General features: G+C 73.5%; 18 protein-coding genes. 9 read left to right on the top strand and 9 right to left on the bottom strand.

Annotated elements, in window-relative coordinates:
* Positions 1 to 16: 16 nt before the first annotated feature.
* Positions 17 to 292, bottom strand: coding sequence for a hypothetical protein (locus tag IF27_RS21150; protein ID WP_052851261.1), 276 nt, complete (start codon positions 290 to 292; stop codon positions 17 to 19).
* Positions 293 to 694: 402 nt separating this feature from the next.
* Between IF27_RS21150 and IF27_RS21145 the strand changes: the two genes are divergently transcribed.
* The 3 genes from IF27_RS21145 to IF27_RS21135 are packed head-to-tail and all read left to right on the top strand — an operon-like array spanning position 695 to position 2,658.
* Complete coding sequence (locus IF27_RS21145; protein WP_052851260.1) at positions 695 to 1,120, top strand: RlpA-like double-psi beta-barrel domain-containing protein; 426 nt, start codon at positions 695 to 697, stop codon at positions 1,118 to 1,120.
* A 36-nt stretch (positions 1,121 to 1,156) separates the two neighbouring features.
* Positions 1,157 to 1,768, top strand: a complete 612-nt coding sequence (locus tag IF27_RS21140) for a hypothetical protein (protein ID WP_052851259.1) — start codon at positions 1,157 to 1,159, stop codon at positions 1,766 to 1,768.
* A 14-nt stretch (positions 1,769 to 1,782) separates the two neighbouring features.
* Entirely contained in the window at positions 1,783 to 2,658 is an 876-nt protein-coding gene (locus tag IF27_RS21135) for a MauE/DoxX family redox-associated membrane protein (RefSeq protein ID WP_052851258.1), read from the top strand.
* Between the two features lie 12 nt (positions 2,659 to 2,670).
* On the opposite strand, the gene IF27_RS21130 is transcribed toward IF27_RS21135, so the two are convergent.
* Complete coding sequence (locus IF27_RS21130) at positions 2,671 to 3,579, bottom strand: oxidoreductase (RefSeq protein ID WP_052851257.1); 909 nt, start codon at positions 3,577 to 3,579, stop codon at positions 2,671 to 2,673.
* Positions 3,580 to 3,671: 92 nt separating this feature from the next.
* Between IF27_RS21130 and IF27_RS21125 the strand changes: the two genes are divergently transcribed.
* A complete protein-coding gene (locus tag IF27_RS21125) occupies positions 3,672 to 4,229 on the top strand; it encodes a TetR/AcrR family transcriptional regulator (RefSeq protein WP_052851256.1) in 558 nt (185 codons plus the stop codon).
* 367 nt (positions 4,230 to 4,596) lie between these two features.
* On the opposite strand, the gene IF27_RS21120 is transcribed toward IF27_RS21125, so the two are convergent.
* The 3 genes from IF27_RS21120 to IF27_RS21110 form a co-directional block, all read right to left on the bottom strand.
* Entirely contained in the window at positions 4,597 to 5,076 is a 480-nt protein-coding gene (locus tag IF27_RS21120; protein WP_052851255.1) for a hypothetical protein, read from the bottom strand.
* A gap of 2 nt (positions 5,077 to 5,078) precedes the next feature.
* Positions 5,079 to 5,261, bottom strand: coding sequence for a hypothetical protein (locus IF27_RS21115; RefSeq protein ID WP_052851254.1), 183 nt, complete (start codon positions 5,259 to 5,261; stop codon positions 5,079 to 5,081).
* 82 nt (positions 5,262 to 5,343) lie between these two features.
* A complete protein-coding gene (locus IF27_RS21110; protein WP_052851253.1) occupies positions 5,344 to 6,873 on the bottom strand; it encodes a helix-turn-helix domain-containing protein in 1,530 nt (509 codons plus the stop codon).
* Between the two features lie 164 nt (positions 6,874 to 7,037).
* Here IF27_RS21110 and IF27_RS21105 point away from each other — a divergent pair, with 164 nt between their 5' ends.
* The gene (locus IF27_RS21105) at positions 7,038 to 8,072 is read left to right on the top strand and encodes an SdpI family protein (protein ID WP_190233056.1); all 1,035 of its coding nucleotides are present in this window, start codon (positions 7,038 to 7,040) and stop codon (positions 8,070 to 8,072) included.
* A gap of 1 nt (position 8,073) precedes the next feature.
* Positions 8,074 to 8,445 (top strand): GntR family transcriptional regulator, encoded by a 372-nt coding sequence (locus IF27_RS21100; protein ID WP_052851251.1) that lies wholly within the window; start codon positions 8,074 to 8,076, stop codon positions 8,443 to 8,445.
* Positions 8,446 to 8,461: 16 nt separating this feature from the next.
* On the opposite strand, the gene IF27_RS21095 is transcribed toward IF27_RS21100, so the two are convergent.
* Positions 8,462 to 9,106 carry a TetR/AcrR family transcriptional regulator gene (locus tag IF27_RS21095; RefSeq protein ID WP_052851250.1) on the bottom strand — a complete coding sequence of 215 codons (645 nt, stop codon included), beginning with the start codon at positions 9,104 to 9,106 and terminating at the stop codon, positions 8,462 to 8,464.
* Between the two features lie 133 nt (positions 9,107 to 9,239).
* Here IF27_RS21095 and IF27_RS21090 point away from each other — a divergent pair, with 133 nt between their 5' ends.
* Positions 9,240 to 10,730, top strand: a complete 1,491-nt coding sequence (locus tag IF27_RS21090; protein WP_110946105.1) for an amidase — start codon at positions 9,240 to 9,242, stop codon at positions 10,728 to 10,730.
* Complete coding sequence (locus IF27_RS21085) at positions 10,705 to 11,532, top strand: DUF1028 domain-containing protein (RefSeq protein ID WP_052851249.1); 828 nt, start codon at positions 10,705 to 10,707, stop codon at positions 11,530 to 11,532. Before IF27_RS21090 ends, IF27_RS21085 begins: the two co-directional genes overlap by 26 nt.
* A 29-nt stretch (positions 11,533 to 11,561) precedes the next feature.
* On the opposite strand, the gene IF27_RS21080 is transcribed toward IF27_RS21085, so the two are convergent.
* Positions 11,562 to 13,016, bottom strand: a complete 1,455-nt coding sequence (locus tag IF27_RS21080; RefSeq protein WP_052851248.1) for an MFS transporter — start codon at positions 13,014 to 13,016, stop codon at positions 11,562 to 11,564.
* 274 nt (positions 13,017 to 13,290) lie between these two features.
* Here IF27_RS21080 and IF27_RS21075 point away from each other — a divergent pair, with 274 nt between their 5' ends.
* Positions 13,291 to 14,166: a LysR family transcriptional regulator gene (locus IF27_RS21075; RefSeq protein ID WP_052851247.1), complete on the top strand. Its 876-nt coding sequence runs from the start codon at positions 13,291 to 13,293 to the stop codon at positions 14,164 to 14,166.
* Positions 14,167 to 14,179: 13 nt separating this feature from the next.
* Here the strand turns inward: IF27_RS21075 and IF27_RS21070 are convergent, their stop codons facing one another.
* The gene (locus IF27_RS21070) at positions 14,180 to 14,701 is read right to left on the bottom strand and encodes a GNAT family N-acetyltransferase (protein WP_052851246.1); all 522 of its coding nucleotides are present in this window, start codon (positions 14,699 to 14,701) and stop codon (positions 14,180 to 14,182) included.
* Positions 14,698 to 15,276: a helix-turn-helix domain-containing protein gene (locus tag IF27_RS21065; protein WP_052851245.1), complete on the bottom strand. Its 579-nt coding sequence runs from the start codon at positions 15,274 to 15,276 to the stop codon at positions 14,698 to 14,700. Before IF27_RS21065 ends, IF27_RS21070 begins: the two co-directional genes overlap by 4 nt.
* Between the last annotated feature and the right edge of the window lie 212 nt (positions 15,277 to 15,488).

Here is a 15,488-nt window from a genome sequence, read left to right as displayed (position 1 = left end):
GCCGTGCGACGGCGTGTCAGGAGACGAACGGCGCGGCGGCCAGGTACGGCAGGCTTCCCGCCAGCAGTCCCGCGAACACCACCGTGGCCGTCATCGTGACCGCGCTCTCGGTCGTGCGCGCCACCATGCCCGTCACGACCAGACCCACGGCCCCCGCCAGGAACTCGTAGATGACCAGGAAGGGGGAGAGCAGCACGGCGGCGGTGAAGACCGCCGCGAACAGCACCAGGGTCCGTCGCGATGCCCGCCGGTCGAGCCTGTGGTCAAGCCTGTTGTCGATCGCGTGATCCATGATCGAACTCCTCAACGTCGCCGGGTGGTCAGCCGGTCACTGATCACCTCCCCCGGATTCCGCCCCCTCATACCCTGTCCGGTGAATGTGTGTTAACCGGACAGGAGGTGATCGCCCCTGGTCCTCGTCGGGTGACACCCGATCAGAAGCGCTCGGCGGGCCGTCAGTTGTCGGACCAATCACGGTCCCGGGGCCCCCTGGCGCGGGTCAGGGAGGAGCCGGGATGATGAGCCCGTCCGGCGTACGCCCCGCCCGTCCCGGCCGGGGACGGGGCCCGCATCGTCGCGGCCCCCTCGTCACCCCGCCGGGTCCCGCGCACCCGTGCGGCCCGTGATGTGTCATGTACGGGACAAGCTGTGCGTGCCCCGCTTCCTGCCGAGTTCCTACCGAGAGGAGTCCACCGTGGCCTGTTCGACCACCGCGCTCTGGGCCGGTGAGACCACGTGGTTCTGCTGCGGCGCCGCCTGGGGCCCCTGCGCGAGCACCGGAGGCGGCGCCTGCGGCAACTGCCGCTCCGCCGCCAACCACGGCGCCTGGCCCAACGCCAGCCAGGCGTGCTGGGACCTCACCCGCCCCGACCTCTGCGGCGAGGGCGGCATCCCGCGCCGGGGCTGCGGCTCCGTCATGAACATCAGCCACCAGTGCTCGGGCGCCACCGTCTGCATCACCATCACCGACTGCGGCCCCCGCACCCGCAGCTTCTGCGGCGAACAGGCGTGCTGCGGCGGCAGCTGCCGCGTCAACCGCGTCCTCGACCTGACACCCGCCGCCTTCTCCGCCATCGGCAGCCTGAGTTCCGGCGTCCTGCCGGTCCTCATCACCGAGTGACCACCGCCTGATCTCCCAGTGGAAGGACGCACCGACATGACCGTGAACCGTTCCGCCCGTGTCGCCCGACGCGGCTTCCTCACCTCGGCCGCCGTCGGCGGCGCCACCATCGTCGGCGCCTCGGCCCTCGGCGCCCTGGACGCGGAGGCGGCCTTCGCGGCCCCCGTCCCGTCCCTCGACCCGGCCGTCACCACGACGACGTTCGCCGAGGGCCGCGTCGGCGCCGTCAAGGGCGCCATGCTGCACGTCGCCGGGTCCTACGGCGAGACGCACCACATCCAGATCACCAACGCGACGAGCATCTGGAAGGTCCGCGCCGTCACCCTGGACGACATCCGCGTCGGCGACGGCCTCTACGCGCGGGGCGTCACCATGCCGGACGGCACCGTGGCCGCCGACGCCGTGTGGGTCAACATCGTGAACCTCTACACGAGCATCCGCGGCATCCACCGGCGGCGCCTCCACCTCGCCCACGGCAACGACGAACTCATCGGCCACACCCTCCCCGAGACCGCCGCCTCCTACGCGGGCGGCGCCCTCACCGCCGACCTGTCCCGGCTGCGCATCGGCCAGCCCGCGCAGATCCTCGGCGCTTGGCGGCCCGCGGACGGCGGCATCGACGTCGTCCGCGTCACGGTCGGCCACTGAACGGGGGAGGCGCCGTGTCCACGACCACCCTCGCCGCGAGCGTCGTCCCGCTCGCCCTGGCCGCTCTCCTCGCCGTCACCGGCGCAGGAAAACTCCTCGGCCGGGCCCTCCGCGCACAGGCGGCCCGCACCGCGCTGCCCCGGCTGGTCCGCGGACCCGAGCGCGCCGTGCTCGTCCTGCGGGCCACCGGAGCGGCCGAACTCCTCCTCGCCGCCGCGCTCGTCGCCGCGCCGGGCAGCCCGCTGCCCGGCATCGGCACGGCCTTGCTCGGCGCGGGCTTCCTCGCCTACCTCGGCGTCTCCCGCTGGATCGCCCCCGAGGCGTCCTGCGGCTGCACGGCGCGGCAGGAGGCGCCGATCGGCCCCGCCTCCTTCGCCCGCGCGGCGGCGGTCGCGGGCGGTGGCGTCCTCGCGGCGACGGCCACCGTGCCGTGGTGGACGGCGGTCGGCGCGCGTCCGGGCGCCGCCGCCGCGGTCCTCGCGGCCACGGCCGCGCTGCTCGCGTACCTCTCGGCCGCCCCTGGGCGCGGCTGGCGACCGCCCCTGAGCCGCCTGCGGTTGCGCCTGTTCGGCAATCCGCTGACCACGGGCGGGACGGCCGTGCCCGTCGCCGCCACCGTGGAGTTGCTGGAGCGCTCCCTCGCCTGGGAGACGGCCGCCCCGCTCATCCGCTCGGGACTGGTCGAGCACTGGGAGGCCGACGGCTGGCGCATCCTGCACTACACCGGCGCCCGGCACGACGCGGGCTGCGCGTGCGACCGCCCCGTCTCCGTCCTGTTCGCCCTCGACGCGGACGCCGACCTCGACCGCCCCCGCGGCGGCGCGGTCCGCGTCAGCGTCGTGGACCAGGAGACCGACGAGGTGCTCACGGCCGACCTGCTCCCCGGCTGACGGCGGCGGTCCTCAGGGGGCGAACGTCACACCGGTGAGCCGTTCGCTCTCCCGCCACAGCCGCGCGCCCTCCTCGGGATCGCCCGCTCCCCTCGGAAGCCTGGTGGGGCGCGGGGTTCCCGAGGTCTGGTCGCGCCCGGCGGGGCCGATGAACTGGCCGCTGCGGACGTCCTGGCTCGTCGCCGCGTAGAGCGAGGGCCAGGCCGCGCCGTCCGGCGAGCCCATGAGCAGGCGCCTCGCCACCGGGGTGAGCAGCCGCGCCAGGCGCCCCGTGCCGTGCTGCTGGAGGTTGGTCATCGCGGAACCCGGGTGGACGACCAGGGCCTCGACGGGCGTACCCGCCGTCCTGCGGGCGAGTTCGAGGGTGTGGACGACGCCCGCGCGCTTGGACTTGGCGTAGGCGGCCATCCCTCCGTAACGCCGCTCGCTCATCAGGTCGTCGAGCCTGCCCACGGGCCAGCGCGCGGCGACGGCGCTGACGGTCACCACGCGCGGGGCCGCCGCCCGGCGTACCGCCGGCCACACCTGCGCGTCGAACGCGAAGTGGCCGAGGTGGTTGGTGCCGACGGTCATCTCGAACCCGTCCCGCGTCAGCCGCCGCTCCGGCAGGTTCATGACCCCGGCGTTGTTGAACAGCAGGTCGAGCGTCTCGTGGGCGGCGACCTGTGCCGCAGCGGCGCGCACGGAAGCGAGGTCGGCGAGGTCCAGGACGAGGGAGTCCACCCGTGCACCGGGGGAGGCCGCACGGATCGAGGCCGCGGCCCTGTCGAGACCGGCCGGGTCGCGCCCGGCGAGGATCACCCGGGCGCCGTGGGCCGCGAGCACGCGCGCGGTCACGAGGCCGATCCCGCTGTTGCCGCCGGTGATCAGCGCGGTGCGCCCGCCCTGGTCGGGGATGTCGTCAGGTGTCCAGTGGGGCATTCCCGGCTCCCGTCATTGCTGAATGAATGTTCATTAAGGTAGGCGGGCGGCCGGGGTTCGTCAAATGAACGTTCACTCATTACGATGGGCGGATGCGTACGCGTGATCCCGAGGCGAAGAGACAGCAGCTGCTGGGCGCCGCGCTCGCCGAGTTCGCGGAGTTCGGCATGGCGGGCGCCCGCGTGGACCGGCTCGCCCGGCGCGCCGGGATCAGCCCCGGCCTGGTCTACGCCTTCCACAAGGGCAAGGCGGAACTGTTCGACGCCGTCTTCGACCACATCGTGGAGCTGACGGTCTCGTCGGTCCCGATCGACGCCGACCGGCTGCCCGAATACGCGGGCAGGCTGCACGACGGCGGCGTCGAGCACCCGGAGGTCATGCGCTTCCTCACCTGGTACCACCTGGAGCGCGGTGAGTCGGCGCAGCGCGCGGTGGTGGCCGAGGCGATGCGGGAGAAGGTCGAGGCGGTCGCGGAGGCCCAGCGGCGCGGCGCGGTGACCGGCGCGATGCCCGCCGCGCAGGTCCTGGCGCTCGTGCTGGGACTCGCCGCGATGTGGCACCGTCCGGGGGAGGACCTGGCGGCGCTCGTCCCGGCGGAGCGGCGCCGGGCGGTCGTGGTCGAAGCGGTCGCACGCCTGGTGGCGCCCTGACACGGCACCGGACACGCCGCACCCCCGCCGGGCCCGAGCGGGCGCGGCGGGCGCGTCGTTCAGATGTTGCGAGGAGACCGGGCAATCTTCTGCCCTGCGAAGTCGAGTGCCGATGGGACGTCCACCTGCGGGTACGTCCTTTCGGATCTTTCGCACGCCTGCTTTCTGATGCGGCCGAAAGTCCCGGAGAAGTCCCACAGCCTGTCCGGTCCATGGGCTGCGATCGCCCCGTCCTGCGCCGCGGAAGCACGACAGCCTCGGACGAACAGAGCTCCGCTGTCGAACGGCGCCCGGTGGCATATCGGCCGGATGCTGAGAAGACGCGTGGCCGCTGCACGGAAATCAGCCCTCAATCATCAGACGTGGCCTAGGCGTGCACGGTGATGGACCAGATGTCGCCGGGGCGGTGGAGGGGGTCGTCGTCCTGGGCCGAGATGTAGATGGTCGTTGAGCCGACGGTGGTCTTGTAGGCGGTGTAACCGCTCAAGCCGGGCCCGCTGAGTTCTTCGAGTGGGACGTTCCGCGCTCCGATATCGGCGGACAGTTCATCGAAGGGGACGTGTGAGCGGAACGGCCCGTGGTCCTCCTGGAGGCGCTGCGGAATGAGGCCGTCGCCTGAGGCGAGGCGGTGTACTTGGACGGAGACCCCGAAGCACTTCCACTGCTGCTGTTCTCGGGAGAAGCCGACTTCGATCAGCCCATAGTCGCAGCGCAGCCTCTTCTTCTGTCTGTCGTCGAGGAAACCCTCGCTCAATTCGCCGGTCCACTGTTCGGGAGTGGAGCCGATTCCGAGGCCGTATACCTGACCAGTGGTTGCGAAGTGGGTGTAGAAGGCGAGGTCGGTCACGGTCACGTTCTTCCCAGGCCTTGGATGAGGAAGTGCATCTCGGCGGCACGGTTTTGGTTCATGCCGTAGTCGCCCGCGTTCATTGCATCCCGGACGGACGTTGCCTTGTTGATGAGGTCTTGCCGGAAGCTGGGGTTGTCGGCGATTTCGTCGAGTGCGCGTTGGACGTCTCTCGGGCTGGCCACATTCCCGTGAGTAGTCCCGCAGACGGCGCCGCGCCCCCGCCGGGCCCGTGCGGGCGCGGCGGGGGTGCGGCGGGCGCGTCGTTCAGATGTTGCGGAACGTCTCGATCTGGGCGCCGACCGAGTTCAGGCGCTCGGCCAGGTCCTCGTAACCGCGGTTGATGACGTACACGTTCCGCAGGACGGACGTGCCCTCTGCCGCCATCATCGCGAGCAGCACGACGACGGCCGGGCGCAGCGCCGGGGGACACATCATCTCCGCCGCCCGCCACCGCGTGGGGCCCTCGACCAGGACGCGGTGCGGGTCGAGCAACTGGAGCCGCCCGCCGAGCCGGTTGAGGTCGGTGAGGTAGATGGCCCGGTTGTCGTAGACCCAGTCGTGGATCAGCGTCGAGCCGTGCGCCGTCGCCGCGATGGCGGCGAAGAAGGGCGCGTTGTCGATGTTGAGCCCGGGGAACGGCATCGGGTGGATCTTGTCGATCGGCGCCTCCAGTTTGGAGGGCCGCACCGTCAGGTCGGCGAGGCGCGTACGGCCGTTGTCCGCGCGGTACTCGCGGCCGAGGTCGTGGTCGAGGCCCATGCCCTCCAGCACGGCGAGCTCGATCTCCAGGAACTCCAGCGGGACCCGGCGGATCGTCAGCTCGGACTCGGTGACGACGGCGGCCGCGATCAGGCTCATGGCCTCGACCGGGTCCTCGGAGGGCGAGTAGTCCACGTCCCGGTTGATCTCGGGCACACCGTGGACGACCAGGGTCGTGGTCCCCACGCCCTCGATGCGTACGCCGAGCTGTTCGAGGAAGAAGCAGAGGTCCTGGACCATGTAGTTGGACGACGCGTTGCGGATGGTCGTGATGCCGTCGTGCCTGGCGGCGGCGAGCAGCGCGTTCTCCGTCACGGTGTCGCCGCGTTCGGTCAGGACGATCGGCCGGTCGGGCGACACGCCCCGCGTGACCTGCGCGTGGTACATGCCCTCGGTGGCGGTCACTTCGAGGCCGAAGCGCCGCAGCGCCATCATGTGCGGCTCGACGGTGCGGGTGCCGAGGTCGCAGCCGCCCGCGTAGGGGATGCGGAAGTAGTCCATGCGGTGCAGGAGCGGGCCCAGGAACATGATGATGCTCCGGGTGCGCAGGGCCGCTTCCTTGTCGATGGCGTCGAGGTCGAGTTCGGCCGGGGGCACGATCTCCAGATCCCGGCCGTCGTTGATCCAGCGGCTGCGCACGCCGATCGAGCCGAGGACCTCCAGGATGCGGAAGACCTCCTCGATCCGGGCGACCCTGCGCAGCACGGTCCGGCCGGAGTTGAGCAGGCAGGCGCACAGGAGCGCGACGCAGGCGTTCTTGCTCGTCTTGACGTCGATGCTGCCGTGCAGGCGTCTGCCGCCGACCACCCGCAGATGCATCGGCCCGGCGTACCCCAGCGACACGATCTCGCTGTCGAGGGCCTCGCCGATTCGCGCGATCATCTCAAGGCTGATGTTCTGATTTCCCCGCTCGATGCGATTCACCGCGCTCTGACTGGTGCCGAGCGCTTCCGCGAGCTGGACCTGCGTCCAGCCACGATGCTGACGTGCGTCCCGAATGAGCTGTCCGATCCGGGCGAGGTAGTCATCGATCATATGACTGAGCCTATCTCACATATGAGATGACGCATGGCGGGCTCCCCCGTTCGGGTGATGACACGCCGTTCGTGCGTATGGTTAGCTTGTTCTAGCGATACGCGAACAAGTTGGCGACACCCCAGGTGGGCGGCGTCGGCGACCGCAGAGAAGGGGGACGCGGCATGACAGGGAACGGATCAGGGGAGCGGCGCGGGGCAACCGGGCGCGGGGCGCGTCCGGGCGGGGGAGCGGCGCGCGGGCCGACGGTCCGGCGCGTCGCGCTGGTGGCGGTGCCGTTCGTCGCCGCCCTGACGGCCTACGCCGTCTGTTTCGCGGCCTGGCGCGACCGGCTGCCCGCCCGGCTCGCCACCCACTTCGACGGCGGCGGCGCGGACGGATTCCAGAGCCGCGCGGCGGCCCTGTGGACCGGGGTCGGAGTCCTCGGGGGACTGACCGTCCTGCTGGTCGCGTTCGTCCTGTTCGCGGGCCGGGGCGAGCCGCCCGCGCAGCGCCTGGCGACCGCCATCGGCGCGGGGACCGCCGCCCTGCTCGGCCCGCTGCTGGTCGGCCTGCTGCGCGCCAACCTGGACGTCGCCGATCCCTCCGATGCAGTACTGCCCGCCTGGCTGATAGCCGTCGGCTTCGCCGCCGCCCTGGCCGTGGGCGCTCTGGCCTGGTGGCTCGCGGGCGCCGACCCCGCGCCGCGCCCCGACGACGAGGCGCGGGCCGTGACGCCCCCGCTCCTGCTGAAGCCCGGCGAGTCCGCCTCGTGGAGCCGTCAGGTGGGCTCCCGTGCGCTGGTGTTGACCGGTGTCCTGACCGGTCTGGCCGCCCTCCTCCTCGCGGTGTTCGGGCGCTGGGGCCCGGCGTCGGTCATGCTGGGCGGGGCACTCCTCACCGGTCTGCTGGGCAGCGTGCGGGTCACGGTGGACCGGCGCGGCGTCAAGGTCGCCTCGCCGCTGCTGCCCAGGCCCCGGGTGAGGGTTCCCCTGGAGCGCATCACGGCGGCCGGGTCACGCGAGATCAGCCCCTTGGCCGACTTCGGCGGCTGGGGCTACCGGATCAGGCCCGGAGCCTCGGGGGTCGTGCTGCGGTCGGGCCCCGCGCTCTCCGTACGGATGGAGAACGGGCGCGAGTTCGTCGTCACCGTGGACGACTCCGCCACCGCAGCCGCGCTGCTCAACGGGCTGCTGGACCGGCGGCGGGCGGGCGGCTGACGTGCTCTTCCGGATAAGCCCCGAGTCGCCCGTGCCGCTGGGCGAGCAGATAGCGGGCTGCGTGCGCGGCGCCCTGGCCGACGGCACGGCGCTCCCCGGCGAACGGCTTCCGGCCGCGCGCGAGCTGGCCGCCTCGCTCGGGGTCAACATGCACACGGTGCTGCGTGGTTACCAGCGGCTGCGTGAGGAGGGTCTGATAGAGCTGCGGCGCGGTCGGGGTGCGGTCGTCACGGCTGACCCTGCCGCCCGTTCGCGCGCGTCGCTGCTCACCGCCGTCCACGCGCTCGTCGGCGACGCGCGGCAGTTGGGCGTGGCGGACGAGGAACTGCTCGTGCTGCTCCGCTCGGCGCTCGCGGGCCCGTCCTCCGCCTGAGCCGGGTGGCGGGGGCTCAGCCCGCGCCCCCGTCGCCCGGGGCACCGGTCGCCGCCGGGGGGCACGGCCGTTCCCAGAGCCCGCGCAGATGGGCGTCGAGGACGTCCCGCGCCTCCTCCGGGGCGAGATGGCCGACGAGCACATGGGTGGTGAGCCCGTCCGCGAGGGCGAGGAGTGCCCGGGCCTCGCGCCGCGGTACGAGGGACGCCGCGCGTCCGGCGCTCTCACCCGCCTCCGCGAGGAGCCGGGTGAACGCCTCCTCAAGCGCGGCGTAGTTCGCCCGCAGTGTCCCGGCCAGCGGTGCGCTGACGATCGCCTGGGCGACGAAGGCGAGCCAGACCCTGGCCTCGGCGCGGTGCTCCTCTCCGAGCAGCGAGACCTCGCTCGCCGCGTACCCCAGGGCGGTGGCGGCGGACTGTGCCGGGCCACGAACGAGGCGGGCCCGTACACGCGCGCCGATCCGCTCGCCGATGTGCCCGACCGTGAACACGAGCATCTCCTCCTTGGTGCGGAAGCACCGCTGCACGGCACCCATCGACACTCCCGCCTCCTCGGCGACGTCCCGGAGCGTCACCCCTTCGAGGCCCTGCCCGTCGGCCAGACGGCAGACGGCCTCGGCGATGGTGCGGCGCCGTCCCGCGTGATCCACCTGTCGGGGCATGCCCGTTCGCCTCCTCGGCAGCAGTGCGCGCTGTTCCTCCCGTGCGGACACCTTATTCGATGCGCCTGCATCGGTTCCGGGCTACCCTTCGTTCCGATGCGCTCGCATCGGAACGAGAACGGGAGAACGCCCCATGCAGGACGCCCTGTGGAAGCTGTCCGCCGCCGAGCAGGCGGCGGCCGTGCGCCGCGCGGAGGTCTCGGCCGCCGAACTGATGGAGAGTCATCTGGCGCGCATCGCCGAGGTCAACCCGCGCGTGAACGCCGTCACGCAGCTCATGGCGGACCGCGCCCGCGAGGCCGCGGCCCGGACGGACCGCCGCCGCGCCGCCGGTGACACGCTCGGGCCGCTCGCGGGAGTGCCCTTCACCGTCAAGGAGAGCACCCCCGTCGAAGGCGTGCCGACCACCTTCGGCGCCCGGCGTTTCCGCGAGCGGGTCGCGACCGCCGACGCGCTCCCGGTGGCACGGCTGCGGGCGGCCGGGGCGATCCCCGTCGGCCACAGCAACATGCCGACGCTGATCCTCGCCGGGATGCACACACGGAGCGAGTTGTTCGGGGACACGGTCAACCCCTGGGACCCCACGCGGACGCCGGGCGGCACCAGCGGGGGCGACGGCGTGGCCGTCGCCACGGGCATGGCGCCGCTCGGGCTGGGCAACGACTCGGGCGGATCGGTGCGCATCCCCGCCCAGTTCTGCGGCGTCACGGCGCTCAAGCCGACCACCGGACGCTTCCCGGCCGACCGCCGCGTCCTCGGCCCCGACGACCCTGGCCCCGCCTCCCAGACGCTCGTCACCGACGGCCCGCTCGCCAGGACCGTGGGCGATCTGCGGCTGGCGTACGAGGCGCTGGCCGGGACCGATCCGCGCGACCCCCTGGCCGTACCGGCCCCGCTTCACGGCGAACCGCTCCCCGGGCCCCTGACGGTGGCGGTCGTGACGGACCCGGGCGGGCACGGCGTCCACCCCTCGGTCCGCGCGTCCGTCGAGTCCGCCGCCGACGCGCTCCGGGACGCGGGTCACGACGTCCGGGAGATGGCCGACGTGCCCCGGCTGGACGAGGCGCTGGAGGCGTACGCCCGCCTCACCCTGACCGAGTTCGCCCCGGCCTGGCCGGTCGTCCGCACGCTGCTCGGCGAAGGCGGCGACCGCTACCTCGCCCTCGCCATGGAACAGGTCGCCCCCGTGGACGCGGCCGGACTCGTGCGGCTCATGGGCACCTGGCTCGGCATCCGCCGTTCCTGGGCCGCGTTCCTGGACGAACACCCGCTCCTGCTCGGGCCGGTGTTCACCGAGCCTCCGGTCGAGCCCGGCCTGGAGTCGCGCGACAGGGACGGACGGGACCGTGTGGCCTCCGCGATGCGGCTGTGCAGCGTCACCAGTTTCGTGGGCGTGCCCGCCGTGGCCGTGCCGACCGGCGTGGCCGCCGGGCTGCCCTCCGGGGTGCAGGTCGTCGGGCGCGCGTTCCGGGAGGACCTGTGCCTGGCCGCCGCCCAGGCGATCGAGGACCGGCTCGGGGTCCTCACCCCGATCGACCCGCGCCCGTCGGGCGAGACACCCTGGCCCGCCGACCCGTCGGCGGGCCAGGGTGGGGGGCATGACGTACTCGATCCTCGGCCATGACCCGGACAGCGGCCTCACGGGTGTCGCCGTCGCTAGCTGTGTCCTCGCGGTCGGCTCCCGCGCACCGGTGGCGCGGCGCGGCGTCGGCGTCGCCGTGGGCCAGGCCGCCTCGGACTTCTGGCATCCGGGCGCGGCCCTCGACCTGCTGGAGCGCGGCGTCCACCCCGACGACGCGGTCGCCGCACTGCGCGCGCTTCCCGACGCCGCAACCCGCCAGCTGGCCGTCATCGACACCGCGGGCCGCACCGCGGCCTGGACGGGCCCGGAGTGCATCGGCAGCGCCGCCCACCTGACCGACGTCCACGCCACCGTCCAGGGCAACATGCTCGCCGGACCCGGAGTCGTCCCCGCGCTCGCGGACGCCTGGCGGGAGAGCGCCGGATCGCCGCTGGCGCAGCGGCTGCTGACCGCCCTGCGCGCGGGCGAGGAGGCGGGCGGCGACCGGCGCGGACGGCAGTCCGCCGCCCTGCTGGTCGTCGGCGACGACGAACCGGTGAACCTGCGCGTGGACGACTCCCGCACCCCGCTCGCCGACCTCGCCCGCCTCCTCGACGTGGACCGCGCGCACCGCCACCTGCGCGCGGCCTTCGGACTCCACAGCGCCCCCGGCGCCGCCGACAGCCGCGACAGCGCCGCCGGGCTCATGCTGCGCGCCGCGGCCCTTGCCCCCGACGATCCGCTGCTCGCCCACTGGGGGCCGCGGATCGTCGGGTCGGCCGGTGGCCTGTCCCCGGAGAACCGTGAACGGGCCGCCGACCTCGCCGCGCGCGTCGCCTGGATCGCCGCCCTCCCGGAGCGCTGACCGGCCGCAGGGCACGTCCCCATGCCGCGTCAGGTCGGCTGCCCGGCCGCCGGGACCGCCTCGCGCTCCGGCGCTCCGGCCGCGTCCCGGGCCCCGGAGCCCGTCGCGAGCGCTCGCCGTCCGCGCCGCAGGCCGAACGCCGTGACGACCGTCGCCACCAGCGCCGCCACCAGCGGGACGAGCAGCGCCGCCCGGTAACCGTCGAGCTGCGCGGCAGCGGACTGCGACGCCGTCCCCGCGACGTTGACCGCCGTCGCCGCCGAGAGACCGAGCGCCGCGCCGAACTGGAAGGAGGTGTACAGCAGTCCGCCCGCGAGCCCCTGCTCGTGCTCCGCGATGCCCTCGGTGGCGGCGATGGTGAGCGGTCCGTACGCCAGCGCGAACGACAGCCCGATCAGCACCAGGCTCGGGAACATGGCGGCGTAGGCCCAGTCCGCCTCGACCCGCAGGAACAGCGCGTACGCGAGCGACGCCGTGAGCAGCCCGCCGAAGATCACCCGCACGTTCCCGAACCGGGCGACCAGCCGCGGCGTCAGGGTCGGCGACAGGATCGCGTCGAGCCCGACCACCAGCATGGCGAGGCTCGTCTCCAGCGTGGACCAGCCGCGCAGTTCCTGGAGGTAGAGCACGACGATGAACTGGAACGAGAAGAAGCCCGCCGCGAGGAGCATCGCCCCGATGTTCGCCCGGACGAGGGGGGCGCTGCGGAAGATCCCGAGCCGCACCAGCGGATCGGCCGTCCGGCGTTCCACCGCGAGGAAGACGCCGAGCGCCAGGAGCCCGGCGCCGAGCGTCCCGAGGGTCCAGGCGGCCGTGGTGTGCGAGGCACGCTCGATGCCGAGGACGATCAGCACCAGCGCCGCCGTGACGGACAGCGCCCCGGCCACGTCCACCCGGCGTGAGACCGGCGCCGGGCCCTGCGGCTTCGGCACCCAGACGAGGGCGGCGAGGAGCAGGATCAGCGACAGGACCACCGGCGCGAAGAAGACCCAGCGCCAGTCCACCGAGGTGAGCAGGCCGCCGACGACCAGCCCCACCGTGAAGCCCCCCGCCCCGGTACCCGAGTAGATGAGCAGCGCCTTGTCGCGCTCGGGGCCCTCCGCGTAGGTGGTGGTGATGATGGACAGGCCCGCCGGTGTCATGAACGCGGCGGCGATACCGGTGACGAAGCGCGCCGTGATCAGCATCCAGCCCTCGGTGGCGAACCCGCCGAGGCCGGAGAACAGCAGGAAGACCGTCAGCCAGAACAGGAACATGCGGCGGCGTCCGAAGAGGTCGGCGGCCCGGCCGCCGAGCAGCATGAAGCCGCCGTAGCCGAGGACGTAGGCGCTCATCACCCATTGCAGCTCGCCGGTGGCGAGCCCCAGGTCGGCCCGGATGGCGGGCAGCGCCACGTTGAGCATCGCGATGTCGATGCCCTCCAGGAAGATGGCGCCTGACAGAACGATCAGCACGCCCCATTTACGGGTGATCAGCGCGCTCATGTGCACTCCTCGAAGCGGTGAACGGAGAAGAAGACGGAAGAAGGTGACCGGCGAAAGCCGTAAAAAGGGCACACCGGGGCGCGCGATGGCGCGGGACGGGGGCGTCGGGACGGTGCGCGCGCACCGGATCGCCGGAGCGCCGCGCCCCTCCAGCCTCCGTCGCGCCGGGCGCGGGAACAACGCCGATCCGCTCGACGTTCGTTCAGCCGAGCTTGACGAACGGCGTGGCCCGCCCGCGCCCGGCCCCGTCAGGCCGCCGATCCGGAGGGCCCGCATGGAACGCGACGAGCTGGAGTGCTTCCTCATCCTCGCCGACGAACTGCACTTCACCCGCACCGCCGACCGCATGCGCCTGTCCAAGGCACGCGTGAGCCAGCTCGTGCAGCGTCTCGAACGCCGCGTGGGCGCCCCGCTGTTCGTGCGCACGAGCCGCCGCGTCGAGCTGACGTCCCTCGGTCGCCGCCTGCGGGACGACCTCACCCCGCTCCACCGCGGCATCGAGGAGGCGATGGCCCGCGCCAGGGCCGCCGCGAACGGCGTCGAGGGCGTCCTGCTCGTGGGCTTCGCCACCTCGCTGGCGGGCGAGGTGGTGATGCGGGTGTCCGAGGCGATGCGCGCCGAGCACCGGGGGCTCTCCACCGAGGTCTGCGAGGTGTCGCTGGCCGACCCGTACGCGCAGCTGCGCCGGGGCGAGTTCGACGTCCAGCTGGCGGACTTCCCCGTCCAGCAGCCGGACCTGGCGCACGGGCCCTCGCTCTTCACGGAGGAGCAGGTGGTCGCCCTCCCGTCCGGTCATCCCCTGGCCGCGCGGGACTCGGTGAGCGTCGCCGACCTGGCGGGCGTGCCGCTGCTCGACGTCTGGGCGGCCCGCCACCTGCCGCCCGAGGCGCCGCGCGGCCCGGTCGCCACGACGCTCCAGGAGGCGCTGATCATGGTGGCGGCCGGGCAGGGCGCGCTGCCCACCGGCGCGCGCACCGCCCTCTACCACGGGCGCCCCGGCGTCACCTGGGTGCCGGTGCGCGACGTCCCGCCGGTCGCCTACGGCCTGATCTGGCGGCCGGGGGACGGCGTCGGCGCCGTCGGGCAGTTCGCGCGCCGGGCGGCGGGCATCGCGGGTGAGCTGCGGACGGCCGAGGCGGGCGCCGTATGAGCGCGGTCCGCGGTCAGCCGAGCGTCCGGTAGAAGAAGGCGCAGTCCTTCAGCGCGCCCGCCGGGTCGGCCGCGTAGGCGGGGACGATGCCGTACCGCGTCCATCCCGCGCTCAGGTAGAGGTGCTCCGCCGGGCTGTCCGCCTCGGTGTCGAGCAGCAGCAGGCGGAAGCCCTCCAGGGCCGCCGCGCGCTCCGCCTCCGCCAGCAGGGCGCGGGCCAGCCCGTGGCCCCTGGCGTCCGGACGCACCATCAGTTTGACGATCTCCGCGCGGTGCCGTCCGTTCGGCTTCGGATTCCGCGCGAGGCTGATCGTGCCGACGACGTGCCCGCCGACCTCGGCCGTCCAGACCGTGAGACGGCCGTCCACGAGCGCGGCGCCCTGCTCGCTCCACCACGCCGCCGCCGCGTCGCGGCCGAACGGGTCCACGAAGCCGAGCGACGCGCCGTCCGCCACGACCTCCGCGAAGAGATCCGCGAGCGCGGGCACGGCGCCCGCGAAGTCCCGGGCCGTCAGCCGGGCGATCCGCGCCGTCACGGCAGCACCACCAGCAGCGCGTACCGCACGGCGTCCTGCCCCGCGCAGCGGAAGCGCGTCCGCCCCCACAGGCGGAAGCGGAGACAGTCACCGGCGTCCGCCTCGTACGTCTCCTCCCGCCCGCCGTCGCGCACGGACACGGCGAGCCTCCCCTCCAGCACCCAGATGTGCTGTTCCAGCCCCGCGACCGACGGCCCGTCGTACGCGATGTCCGCGCCGGGCCGCAGCGTGGCCTCCACGACCTCGCCGCGCAGTCCTGGATACGGCGGCGACACCGAGCGCCGCACGAATCCGGACGCGTCGTCCCGCCATACGGACTGCTCCGCCGCGCGCACCAGGTGCGCGGGCCGCGCCTCCACCTCGGCGAGCAGCCGCGACATCGTGTGCTCGTAGGCGGCGCACAGCTTGTTGAGCACACCGGCCGTCGGGCTCAGCTCGCCCCGCTCCAGCCGCGACAGCGTCGAGCGGCTGACGCCGGTGCGCCCCGCCAACTCGTCGAGCGACCAGCCGCGCCCCGTCCGCAGCTCGGCGAGCCGCCGCGCGAGCCGCGCCTCCATCTCATCTCCGTCTCCCATATCCGGGACGATATCCCATATCCAGGAAACGGGGGAATCGCTTTCGGGCGCGGGCGCGCGCCCGGGGGCGCCGTGGCCGGACAAGGGCATGGGGTGGCGTGCCCCGGGCAGGGGATGTACTAGTGTTATCTCGACATCGAGATATCTGGAGACGGCAAACGGCCGCCGCCCCGCCCGTACGGGAGCTTGGTTAGGGTCACCTTAGCGAGCCA

Origin of the sequence: Streptomyces avicenniae (assembly GCF_000719135.1) — a bacterium.
GTDB lineage: Bacteria > Actinomycetota > Actinomycetes > Streptomycetales > Streptomycetaceae > Streptomyces > Streptomyces avicenniae.
The sequence above is the reverse complement of the archived record's forward strand: the minus strand, read 5'-3'. Positions and strand labels throughout refer to the sequence as shown.